Below are 7,811 nucleotides of genomic sequence, written 5' to 3'. Positions count from 1 at the left end.
AAAAAGAGCTAAAACAATAGATTTGGAGGAAAGTGATATGTGTGAAGCTTTAGAACAATTTAGAAATAAAGCGATAGCTGAAGGCATAGCTCAAGGAAAAGCCGAAGGAAAACTGGAAGAAAAAGTTACATTGGTTCAGAATTTAAAAAAGATGGGTTCTGAGGATGAATTTATTGCGAAAGCTTTAAATTGTGATGTGGATTATGTTAAAGAATTATTGGCTTTTTATTGATGTTCATAACTAACAACAAAAGCGAAGATTGAATCAAATCATATCTACAAAAAGTCTGTTACAAAGCAAATATGTAACAGACTTTTTGTTTATAGATTATTCGATATTCGCATGTCTTTGACGCATCGTTTTATTGGTTTCTTTTTTGTCTTTCATAAGTTTTAATACAATGCTATCAAATAAAATAAGAGAAGACTGTTCAAATAATGTACCCATTGGTTGTACTGTAAAACCTTCTGTATCTTTAGATTGAACAGGAATCACTATAATTAAATTAGCATAATGTGCTAGAGAGGAATTATTATTTGTTGAAATTAATACAATATTTAATCCATTTTCTTTTGCGGTCTGTGCCTGTGAAATCAAACTTTTTGTTTCACCAGATCCAGAACTGATAATTAATAAATCACCTTGATTTGTGTGTGGACAACTGATTTCTCCGACAACGCTTATCGAGTATCCTAAATGAAGTAATCGATTCGCAAATGACTGTATAACCAATCCTGAACGTCCTGCGCCAGTTAAAAAAATGTGACTTGATTGATGAATGTAGCGAATGAATTCATTGATTTGTTTTTCGTCTATTTTTTCATTCACAATTGTTAATTCATCAATAATTATTTTTCCTTGTTTATTCATGATCATTCACGTCTATTTGCTGATGCATATAATGAATAATTTGTTCTTCTGTATATTGCAAACAATGATTGATGAATACTTCATCTTGGAAAAGTCTCATCAATTGTCGTAATACTTGAATGTGTTTGTTTCCAGAAGATAGAGCAAGATTAAAAATTAATTGACATTGTATTTCCTGTCCAGGATCATCCATTCTATGAAAAATAACAGGATCCGGTGTTCTTACGATACTGATACTATCTTGTAAAACGAATTGTGATTCCCCATGAGGCATACTAACTGCTTGTCCAGAAGGAAGTTCTAATCCAGTTGGAAAAGGATCTTCTCTTTTAATACAAGCTTCAATGAAGCCTTTGATAACACATTGATTATCTAATAATTTTTGCCCTGCAATTTGGATAGCTTCTTTGTTTGAAGAAACATTTTTTTCTGTAAAAAATATATTCATTGTCTCACCTATTTAAGAAGTTCTTTTTTAATACTTTCTAAAACTTCATCTTCTCCAATTCCAGTCAATAAACCAACACCAATAATAACAGGAATAGTTACACTTGGATTGTCAATTTTTGTAGATGATACAAGCAAATCATAGGAATTGATGCGAGCTGCACCGGCCTCTCCACATAAATCAATCAAAGATGCTTTGTCAACTTCAGCGAACAAACCTTGTTCTTGTAAATAATCATTTAATGCTGCCACCATAATAGAGGAAGATGCAATTCCATTTCCACAAACAACTAATACTTTTTTCATGTTTTTTTCTCTTTTTTTTCTATGCTTCGACTGTTTTTTTAGTCATGCGTTTTCTACGTAATAAATATCCAATAGAAACCAATAATAAACCAACTAAAATATAAGCACCGATTCCAACGTTTGAACAAACTGCAAATAAACCAGTAAATGGATTGGCACTTGGATTCAGAGAAGAATATAAGACACCTGCCTGGCCACCTGCACCGAATTTCATAAATACTTCTGTAGTAGGTACAGCCATCCAAGAAGCAATATATAGACCGCCACCGAATAAAATAGCACTGGATAACCATGTACGAATGATGTTTCCATTAAATACTGGAAGCATACAAGCAATAAAGAATACAAATTGTGATAAATCACCTAAAGGCAATACAATATTTCCAGGTAAGATGACAGCGATAATTAAAATTGTTGGAATCAGCAACAATGCAGGGGCAATTACAGATGGATTTCCTACAATTAAGGCAGTATCCATTCCCACTGTGATTTCACGATCTGGGAATTTCTTGACAAGTAATTTTCGTGCTGCATTTGATAATGGAACCAGTCCTTCCATCATAATAGAAGTCATTTTTGGTAGCAATAACATGATGGCAGCTAAATACATTCCTAATTGTAAACTGGAAATAATAGAAGTATATGGATCATCTAAACCATATCCAGCTAATCCAACTAAAACACCAATGATAAATCCTACCATTGTTGGATCTCCCAATAATCCAAATTTCTTTTGAATGGATTCAGCTGCTACGTTCCAGTTCTTTACAAATGGAATGTGATCAAATAACCAGTTAAATGGATACGCAAATAATAAATATGTATTTGCGACTGGATGGGAAATAGATACACCTTTTGGTAAATTGAAGAACTTATTATTTTGATCTGCACCTAAATCAGCTGCAATTAATGCCCATACATGAAATAAACCAGCTGTTAAAATTCCATATAATAAACTACCAGAATAATAATATACAATAGCTCCCATGGATGCGTTCTGATGTAAATTGAATAAATCCACATTTACACAGTCTGTTAATTTTAAAACCAGCATGAGTACATTAATGATAACACAAAGCGGAATAATGATAGCTCCTAATTCTGAACCAAATCCCATGACTGCGGTTGCTGCTCCTCCAACGTCAATCGCATTTAAAGAAGAACCTAAATTATTTGCCATTCCTTGAATCGCAGGTTCTAATTTATCAAGCATAAAGTTCACTGTCATAGACAAGGCAATAAATCCAATTCCGATTTTCATTGAACAACGAATGCATTCGGCCCAAGGTCTCTTCAATAATTTCATAAAAATCAGAAAAATAAATGGGATAAAGATAAAATTACCTAAATCGTTAATAAATGTAGTAATGAATTCCATGGTTTCCTCCTAATCTTCTGTAAATCCCATGTTCCATGATACATACACAGGCTTTACTAAACATTCATCATCACTTTTCTTGGCTTCCAGTAAATTCTTTTTTGAATTTGGACGAGCTGTTTTAAAATCAAAAGGCTCATCATACCAGGCATCGATGATCATTTTCGTATATTCCATTCCATTTACACGACAACCTAAACCGATGATTTGAGCATTGTTGCTCAGTCTTGCACGCTTTGCAGTATATGGATTACTAACGGGAACAGCGCGAATTCCCCAATGCTTGTTTGCTTGACAAGTGAATCCGATTCCAGTTCCACAAATATATATACCTAGACGACAAACATCTCTTTGGATTAGTTCTGACATTTCATCTGCCAGTTTTGCAAAGGTATTAATACCATCTTCTTTACATTTCACTGGATCATAAACAATTTCTGCGTTTTTTTCGGAAACAAGATATTGAATAACTTCTTGTTTTCTTTCAAAACCCAAATCATCACAAGCAATTGCAATCTTTGTTTTCATAACTTCCTCCTTTTTCTTAATTTATTGATTTTATAACAGCTGCTATTTCTGTATGGAAGCCCTTTCCAGCTTCCTTACGGTGTTAATATACACTTTGTTTTTGTTGGTGTCAATAGGTAAAAGTTGTTTTTAATTGGTTTTATAAGGATTTAATTTCAATTAAAGCCAATTAAAAACAACTCTGATAACAATTAAAACCTATAAAATAAAATATTGCCAACTAAAACCAACTTATGATAAAATACAAGTAATCTATTTAAAGGAGAAATAAAAGATGCAATTAATGGAAGAAAGAAGAAAAAAAATAATGGAAGAATTAAAGATTCACGAAACCGTTTATGTTAGTGAACTTTCCAAAAAATATGGTGTTTCCTATGAAACAATACGAAAAGACCTTAGTTATTTAGAAAACCAGGGATTGTTAATCAAAAGCCATGGAGGGGCAACAATCAAACAAAATGCCATTGAATATGCGTTTAATGTACGAGAAGAAGAAAATAATTTGTCAAAACAAGCAATCGCTAAAAAAGCCATGGAATTAATACCAGATAATTGTTCAATTATTATTGCCACAGGAAGTACAACACTTGAAATCGCTAAAATATTGGCATTGAAATCCGGATACAAAATATTTACTGATTCTTTGCCAGTCGCAAATGTTTTACAAAACTCAGATAATCAAGTCTTTATTTTTGGAGGAAGAATTCGCTCAAAGAGTTCTTCTGTATTTGGAGGATGGACAATCAATGCGATTGAAAAAATACATGTTGATATTGCTTTTATAGGAACCGATGGATTTTCAAATTTTGATGGACCCACTACACCGTCTTCATCCGATGCCTTTATCGATCAAACCATCATAAAACATGCCTATAAAAAATATATAGTCGCTGATTATACAAAATTCAGTCGAAATAGTTTATACAAAATCTGTGATTGGCAAGACATAACAGCTTTGATTACCAATGCACAAGCTGACCTGGAACAAGTGGAAGAAATTCGAAAACATACAAATGTTATTTTGAGTGAATAAAAAAAGATGAAGAATTGTATCTTCATCTTTTTGACTAATAAACAATGGCATCATTTACTGTAAAAGAATCCAGAGAATTTTCTTTGACTTGAATACAAACAAAAGAAATGGATGAATTTTCACTAGCGAAGAATTGACGCTTAGCCACAGGCTTGATTTTCAACCAGTCTCCTTCCTTTATTTCGATACATTCATCATCGATTATAACTTTTCCCTTACCTGATAAAATACCATAAATTTCTTCATTGTTTTTATGAGAATGAATAAAAGGTATATGACTACCAGTTGGTAAAGTATTGATACTCACTTCAGCACCTGTTAAAGATAAAGCATCATGAAGTTCAACTCGACCTTCCTTTCCAATATTTGTTTTGGTGTAATTTGACATATGTTTTCCTCCTAAGTTACGAAATAATGATAATTTTATATACATATAAAAACAAGTACGCACTTTTTTGTTACTGTACACCATAAAATGAATGTGTTAAAATTTTAGTATGAAAACAAAAGAAGAACTACCAATTTGTCCAGTCGCAACTTCGGTTAACTTGATTGGCGGAAAATGGAAATTATTAATTATTCGTAATTTACAAATTCGTCCATGGCGTTTCAATGAACTTCAAAGAGACTTAGAAGGCATTTCACAAAAAGTATTAACAGATAGTTTACGCCAAATGATTGAAGATGGACTCGTTTATCGCCATGATTATCATCAAAATCCTCCGAAAGTGGAATATGGATTAACGGATTTAGGAAGAAAATTATTACCGATCATGGATGCTTTAGCAGATTTTGGAAAGTATTATAAATCATTGATGAATTGAAAGGACTTATATGGATATTCGAATTTTACGTTATTTTTTAATGGTCGCTAAGGAACAAAATTTTACCAAGGCTGCTAAACAATTAAATATCACGCAACCTACGCTTTCCAGACAAATGAAAGAATTGGAAGAATCAATTGGAAAGGAGCTCTTTATTCGAGGAAATAGAAATGTAACATTAACGGAAACGGGTTTATTATTAAAAAGACGAGTTTTGGAAATCATTGATTTAGAAGAAAAAATGATGAATGAATTAATGACCAAAGAAGAACACGTAGAAGGAAATATTACCATTGGTTGTGGAGAATTTACGGCTGTTGAAATATTAGCTGAAATATGTAAAAAATTTAAAGAAAAATATCCAAGAGTGCAAATTCGATTGCATACTGCTACAGCTGATTCCATATATGAAATGATGAACCAGGGATTGATTGATATTGGATTGTTTCTAGAACCAGTCAATACCGAAGGACTAGATTATATTCGCATAAAAGACAGTGATTGCTGGGTAGTGGGCATGAGACCCGATGATTCTTTAGCCAATAAAGAATATATCTTGAAAGAAGATTTATTGGATAAGGCTTTAATTCTTCCCCAAAGACTCAATGTGCAAAGTGAACTCGCAAACTGGTTTGGAAAAGACTTCAATACGTTAAATATTTCTTTTACAAGTAATTTAGGTACAAATGCAGGCATTATGGCAATGCATGGACTGGGATATCCTGTATCTATTGAAGGAGCGGCTAAATATTGGAAAGAAGATTTACTGATTCAAAAGAAATTATATCCAAATATAAGTACGAATACCGTTATAGCCTGGAAAAGAAATATTCCTTATTCTTTAGCTATGCGAAAATTCATTGAAGAGATTAATGCCTATAAGGCATAGAAAACGATTGAATATAGGTATTAGACATTTTAAAAAAGAGAATCCTATAATAAATGTGTAAAAATTTTTACACATTTTTTTGGAGGTATGACATGAAAAAATTAGTAGCGTATTTTAGTGCAACCGAAACAACAAAAAAAGCAGCACAAATCTTGAAGGAAGAACTTAAGGCAGATTTATTTGAAATTGAACCTGAAAAAGTTTATACTCAGGAAGACTTAAACTGGATGGATAAGAATTCTCGAAGCAGTGTGGAAATGAAAAATAAAAGTTTTCGACCAAAAATTAAGAAAAGAAACATTTCTATAGAAGAATACGAAGAAATCTATTTAGGCTTTCCTATTTGGTGGTATGTTGCCCCTACTATTATCAATACCTTTTTAGAAAGCTATGACTTCTCCAATAAAAAAATTATTTTATTTGCGACTTCTGGAGGCAGTGGCTTTGGAAATACAGTCTGTGAATTACAGTCTTCTTGTCGTGAGGCAACAATAATTGAAGGAAAAGTATTTCATCAGGTAAATAAAAAGAATGTTATAGAATGGATACAAAGCCTATGAAAAAAATAGTACAAACAGCAGGCAGAAAAGCCCTAAATGAATTTGGTCCAGAATTTGCGCATTATAATGATGATATTTTATTTGGAGAAAACTGGAATAATCAAGATATTGATTTAAAAACGAGAAGCATTATTACAGTTGTCGCATTGATGGCTTCTGGAATTACAGACTCATCTTTAAGTTTTCATCTACAAAATGCCAAAGACCATGGTGTTACACAAAAAGAAATTGCAGCCATTATTACACATGTTGCTTTTTATGTCGGATGGCCAAAAGGATGGGCTGTTTTTAATTTAGCTAAAGAAATATGGAAAGTAAATGAAAACGATCTTCCTTATGAAAATGAAGAAATGAGAGCCCATGCCAAGAAAATGATTTTTCCAATTGGAGAGCCTAACAATACATATGCACCTTATTTCACTGGAAAAAGTTATTTAGCTCCCGTTTCAACACAACAAATAAGTATATATAACGTTACATTTGAACCTGGTTGTAAAAACAACTGGCATATTCATCATGCTAAAAATGGTGGAGGACAAATATTGATTTGTGTAGCTGGAAAAGGATATTATCAGGAAGAAGGAAAAGAAGTTATTGAGATGAAACCAGGTGATTGTATCAATATTCCAGCAGGTATTAAACACTGGCATGGAGCTACAAAAGATGAATGGTTTTCTCACTTAGCTATTGAAATACCAGGACAAGATTGTTTCAATGAATGGTTAGAACGTGTTTCTATAAGCAATAAGAAGAGTACGCCGTCCTCATAGGGGGTGGTGAATTCAGCGTCACTGGTTTTGGATGTACTCTTTTACAATCTCTGTTGTATGACTGCCAACTGATCCAAGAAAATAGCTGTTTGTCCAGAATAGTGGTTTGGTAAAGGTGATACAACCACCTACCTGTTTACCAATCAGGACGCAGTTCTCAGAAATGGTATGCTCAAACTTCCAAAAACAAAGATTCGTGTTCCTG

12 protein-coding genes and 1 pseudogene are annotated in these 7,811 nt (G+C 32.7%); 6 read left to right on the top strand and 7 right to left on the bottom strand.

The genetic code is table 11. From position 1 onward, the window contains the following. Positions 1-232: pseudogene (locus tag ACI32A_RS06385) on the top strand (hypothetical protein); the annotation flags it as partial. A 96-nt stretch (positions 233-328) separates the two neighbouring features. On the opposite strand, the gene hxlB reads toward ACI32A_RS06385, so the two are convergent. Genes hxlB through ACI32A_RS06360 form a run of 5 tightly spaced genes read right to left on the bottom strand, consistent with a single transcriptional unit; the run spans position 329 to position 3,530 of the window. Beyond that, complete coding sequence (gene hxlB, locus ACI32A_RS06380; protein ID WP_439754202.1) at positions 329-871, bottom strand: 6-phospho-3-hexuloisomerase; 543 nt, start codon at positions 869-871, stop codon at positions 329-331. Then, the gene (locus ACI32A_RS06375) at positions 864-1,319 is read right to left on the bottom strand and encodes a PTS sugar transporter subunit IIA (RefSeq protein ID WP_439754201.1); all 456 of its coding nucleotides are present in this window, start codon (positions 1,317-1,319) and stop codon (positions 864-866) included. The genes hxlB and ACI32A_RS06375 overlap by 8 nt, the downstream gene beginning before the upstream one ends. An 8-nt stretch (positions 1,320-1,327) precedes the next feature. Then, complete coding sequence (locus ACI32A_RS06370) at positions 1,328-1,624, bottom strand: PTS sugar transporter subunit IIB (RefSeq protein WP_439754200.1); 297 nt, start codon at positions 1,622-1,624, stop codon at positions 1,328-1,330. 19 nt (positions 1,625-1,643) lie between these two features. Continuing rightward, a complete protein-coding gene (locus ACI32A_RS06365) occupies positions 1,644-3,002 on the bottom strand; it encodes a PTS galactitol transporter subunit IIC (RefSeq protein WP_439754199.1) in 1,359 nt (452 codons plus the stop codon). A 9-nt stretch (positions 3,003-3,011) separates the two neighbouring features. Beyond that, on the bottom strand, positions 3,012-3,530 hold the full coding sequence (locus tag ACI32A_RS06360; RefSeq protein WP_439754198.1) for an RpiB/LacA/LacB family sugar-phosphate isomerase: 519 nt from the start codon (positions 3,528-3,530) through the stop codon (positions 3,012-3,014). Between the two features lie 274 nt (positions 3,531-3,804). Here ACI32A_RS06360 and ACI32A_RS06355 point away from each other — a divergent pair, with 274 nt between their 5' ends. Next, a complete protein-coding gene (locus ACI32A_RS06355) occupies positions 3,805-4,563 on the top strand; it encodes a DeoR/GlpR family DNA-binding transcription regulator (RefSeq protein WP_439754197.1) in 759 nt (252 codons plus the stop codon). Between the two features lie 34 nt (positions 4,564-4,597). On the opposite strand, the gene ACI32A_RS06350 is transcribed toward ACI32A_RS06355, so the two are convergent. Then, positions 4,598-4,951: a cupin domain-containing protein gene (locus tag ACI32A_RS06350; RefSeq protein WP_439754196.1), complete on the bottom strand. Its 354-nt coding sequence runs from the start codon at positions 4,949-4,951 to the stop codon at positions 4,598-4,600. Between the two features lie 109 nt (positions 4,952-5,060). Between ACI32A_RS06350 and ACI32A_RS06345 the strand changes: the two genes are divergently transcribed. From ACI32A_RS06345 to ACI32A_RS06330, 4 genes are all read left to right on the top strand, one after another. Next, positions 5,061-5,387 (top strand): winged helix-turn-helix transcriptional regulator, encoded by a 327-nt coding sequence (locus ACI32A_RS06345; RefSeq protein ID WP_439754195.1) that lies wholly within the window; start codon positions 5,061-5,063, stop codon positions 5,385-5,387. Between the two features lie 10 nt (positions 5,388-5,397). Further along, on the top strand, positions 5,398-6,276 hold the full coding sequence (locus ACI32A_RS06340; RefSeq protein ID WP_439754194.1) for a LysR family transcriptional regulator: 879 nt from the start codon (positions 5,398-5,400) through the stop codon (positions 6,274-6,276). A 92-nt stretch (positions 6,277-6,368) separates the two neighbouring features. Then, entirely contained in the window at positions 6,369-6,836 is a 468-nt protein-coding gene (locus tag ACI32A_RS06335) for a flavodoxin (RefSeq protein ID WP_439754193.1), read from the top strand. Next, positions 6,833-7,606: a carboxymuconolactone decarboxylase family protein gene (locus ACI32A_RS06330; protein ID WP_439754192.1), complete on the top strand. Its 774-nt coding sequence runs from the start codon at positions 6,833-6,835 to the stop codon at positions 7,604-7,606. Before ACI32A_RS06335 ends, ACI32A_RS06330 begins: the two co-directional genes overlap by 4 nt. An 18-nt stretch (positions 7,607-7,624) precedes the next feature. Here ACI32A_RS06330 and ACI32A_RS06325 read toward each other — a convergent pair whose 3' ends face one another. Then, entirely contained in the window at positions 7,625-7,726 is a 102-nt protein-coding gene (locus ACI32A_RS06325) for a transposase (RefSeq protein ID WP_439754203.1), read from the bottom strand. Positions 7,727-7,811: the final 85 nt, after the last annotated feature.

It is taken from the genome of Floccifex sp. (assembly GCF_051873555.1).
In the GTDB taxonomy this organism is placed as follows: domain Bacteria; phylum Bacillota_I; class Bacilli_A; order Erysipelotrichales; family Erysipelotrichaceae; genus Floccifex.
This window is presented reverse-complemented; position numbering and strand designations above follow the sequence as displayed.